Raw genomic sequence first — 2,946 nt, 5'->3', positions numbered from 1 at the left:
CGATGATCTCCAAGGCGCAGGTAGCGGCGCTGTGCGCAGGCGACGAGTGGCTGCGCAACGGCGCCAATCTGCTTCTGCTCGGGCCGCCGGGTGGCGGCAAGTCGCACTTGTCGTCGGCGATCGGACTGGCGCTGCTGGAGAAGGGCTGGCGCGTGCTGTTCGCGCGCACGTCGGACCTCGTGCAGCGGCTGCAACTTGCCCGCCGTGAGCTGGCACTCGAAGCGGCCCTCAACCGCCTGGATCACTTCGACGTGCTCATCCTCGACGATCTGGCCTACGTCACCAAGGATCAGGCAGAGACCTCGGCGCTGTTCGAGTTGATCAGCACGCGTTACGAGCGCCGCTCGATGATCATCACGGCCAACCAGCCCTTCGGCGAATGGGGCAAGGTGTTCCAGGACCCGGCGATGACGCTGGCCGCCGTCGACCGCCTCGTGCATCACTCAACGATCTTCGAGATGAACGTGGAGAGCTACCGCCGGCGCACCGCCATCGAGCGCAAACAGGTCGGCGCCGGTCGCCCGGCGACCTTCGCGACACCGAAGAACGTCGGAGTTCCAAGGCCTGGCGACAATCAACCGCCTGCCTAGATCACGCCCGCGACAATCAAATGTCGGGCATCATCACTTCGCCGCGACATGGTTCTTATCCAGATTGTCGCGCGCCTCTCAGGCAGATTGACGCGCCACAGGTAGCCATGGTGCGCCTGGGCGCTACCGAAGACTTGAACCACGCTGGCCAGCAACCGCTCAGCACCGGCGCGCATGTCCATGGGCTCCACGGCGAGCCACAACGAGTCGACGCGGATCACCGCAGCAACTCTCGCATCCAGGCCGCGCACTGCGCCGCCTCGGCACTGGGCCAGTGCACGGTGATCGCAGTCGCGCCTCGGCGCAGCTCGATGCGGATGTCGGGCGTAGGCGACGCGCACGCCAACTGCACCGGCACGAAGGCCGGCGTCTGCGCAACGCCGCTCACGACGGCGACCAACCGGTCACCGCCAGTCGCGCCTTGCTCGGCCGCGACAACCCAGCGGCGAGCCAGGTTCGCGTTGACGCCGTTGGCCATCGCCACCGCAGCGATTGATACGCCGGGCTGGCGGCATGCCGCAATGACCTGCGCCTTGAACTCGGCGCTGTGAGTGCGACGGCGCCGACGTCCATCGCTGATTTGGTTGGGAATAGTGTTCACGTGTCCACGGAAAATTGATCTGACCCCCGAAACCTGGACGAACCCGGGGGATTCGGAATGGCCAAGTACACGGACAAACAGAGGCTCGAGGCCGTCAAGGCTTATAGGAAGGGAACCGGCGGTTTGCGTGCGACTGCCGAAGCACAAGGCGTGCAAGTGGACTCGCTGCGCAAATGGGTTGCTGGATACAGCGCTTTGGGCGTAGCGGGCGTGGTGACGAAGAAGCGCAGCAACTACGATCTCGAGTTCAAGCTGGAGGCCCTCCGCCGCGTGCGGGACGAGGGCATCTCATGCAGGCAGGCCGCGGCGCTTTTTGACATCCGGCGACTGGACCAGGTTGCAGAATGGAGGCGGCTCTACGCCGTCCATGGCGCAGCTGCTTTGCAACCAGGTTGGAAAGAAGAACAGACGAAGATGAGCAAGACGCCGCACCAGCGGGACGACGGAGATTTGCTGGTAGACGATCAGCGCAGCCGCGAGGAACTGCTGCGGGATCTTCAGCAGCTCCGCATGGAGGTCGCCTACCTAAAAAAAACTCAGGCCTTGGCTCGCGCCAAGACACGCTTAGCGCCCGTGAAAGGACGCTGATCGTGCTCGAGCTGAGGCCACACTTTCCACTCGCAGGTTTGTTGCAGACTGCCGGGCTCGCACGCAGCAGCTTCTACTATCAGCAGAAGGCTCTTGAGGCGAGCGACAAACACGGCGACCTGAAGGTCAGAATCCGCGACATCTTCAACCGTCACCGAGGCAGGTACGGCTATCGGCGGATAACCGCCGAGTTGAAACGGCAGAGCTTGGGTGTCAACCACAAGACCGTTCAGAAACTGATGGTCGCGATGCAGCTGAAATCGCTGGTTCGACCCAAGCGCTACAAGGCGTTCGACGGAGCGGTTTCCGAGACGGCTCCGAATCATCTACAGCGCGACTTCAAGGCCGAGCAGCCGAACGAGAAATGGGTGACGGACGTGACCGAGTTCAAGGTCAACAATCGAAAGCTCTATTTGTCGCCGGTGATGGATCTGTTTAACCGCGAGATCGTGTCGTATGAAATTGCGGAGCGTCCGTTGCCGACCATGATCGAGAGCATGCTCACCAAGGCGTTCTATCGGCTCGGCCCAAGCGAGAAACCGATGCTGCATTCAGATCAAGGGTGGCAGTACCGCATGCCGGCGTTTCGAAAGCGTCTTCAGGAAAACAGGCTTGTGCAGAGCATGTCGCGTAGGGGTAACTGCCTCGACAATGCAGCCATGGAAAGCTTCTTTGGAACATTGAAGTGCGAGCTCTTCTATATCGATGAGTTCGAGAGCGTCGAGATATTGAAGGGCGCGATTCACGACTACATCCACTACTACAACGTGGATCGGATCAAGCTGGGGCTCGGAGGACTGAGCCCCGTCGAGTACAGGATGCAGGCCGCCGCCGCGCTGGCATAACTTCAACAGTGTCCAAGGTTTGGGGGTCGGTTCAAAATTTAGGTGGACACGAGGCTCCTATGCCATTCGCCGGGGATCAAGATGGAATGGCTGGCCGCTTACTGTATTTCGGCCGCTTGTAGTCAGTGAATTTTTCTTTGCAATAGTCCGACAGATCCTCCTCGCTTAGAGTCGGATCTTTCTTTACGACGAACAATTTCACTGCTTCGCCCGACTTGAAATCTTGCACGCCGACTGCGGCACATTCGAGCACGCCCCCAAGCCGGCGATATCACGCGGGTTGGCTATCAGCAGGTTCTTTGCCCCCGAATCGGCCCCCATC

4 protein-coding genes and 1 pseudogene are annotated in these 2,946 nt (G+C 60.9%); 2 read left to right on the top strand and 3 right to left on the bottom strand.

Annotated features, from left to right (window positions below):
- On the top strand, positions 1 to 590 hold a 590-nt coding region (gene istB / locus H0W38_RS20105; protein ID WP_292457501.1), incomplete at its 5' end, for an IS21-like element helper ATPase IstB.
- Here the strand turns inward: istB and H0W38_RS20100 are convergent.
- The gene (locus H0W38_RS20100; RefSeq protein WP_292457499.1) at positions 587 to 811 is read right to left on the bottom strand and encodes a hypothetical protein; all 225 of its coding nucleotides are present in this window, start codon (positions 809 to 811) and stop codon (positions 587 to 589) included. The genes istB and H0W38_RS20100 overlap by 4 nt on opposite strands.
- Positions 808 to 1,191, bottom strand: coding sequence for a transposase (locus H0W38_RS20095; RefSeq protein WP_292448706.1), 384 nt, complete (start codon positions 1,189 to 1,191; stop codon positions 808 to 810). The genes H0W38_RS20100 and H0W38_RS20095 overlap by 4 nt, the downstream gene beginning before the upstream one ends.
- Positions 1,192 to 1,248: 57 nt before the next feature.
- Here H0W38_RS20095 and H0W38_RS20090 point away from each other — a divergent pair.
- Positions 1,249 to 2,624, top strand: a protein-coding gene (locus H0W38_RS20090; RefSeq protein ID WP_292457497.1) for an IS3 family transposase whose coding sequence is annotated in 2 segments (ribosomal slippage) — positions 1,249 to 1,755 and positions 1,758 to 2,624 — 1,374 coding nt in all. Because the reading frame shifts where the segments join, the coding sequence is not laid out codon by codon here.
- Positions 2,625 to 2,700: 76 nt separating this feature from the next.
- Here the strand turns inward: H0W38_RS20090 and H0W38_RS20085 are convergent.
- A pseudogene (locus tag H0W38_RS20085) lies at positions 2,701 to 2,880 on the bottom strand (hypothetical protein); the annotation flags it as partial.
- Positions 2,881 to 2,946: the final 66 nt, after the last annotated feature.

The organism is Methylibium sp., assembly GCF_013817365.1.
Classification (GTDB): Bacteria; Pseudomonadota; Gammaproteobacteria; order Burkholderiales; family Burkholderiaceae_C; genus Methylibium.
The sequence above is the reverse complement of the archived record's forward strand: the minus strand, read 5'-3'. Positions and strand labels throughout refer to the sequence as shown.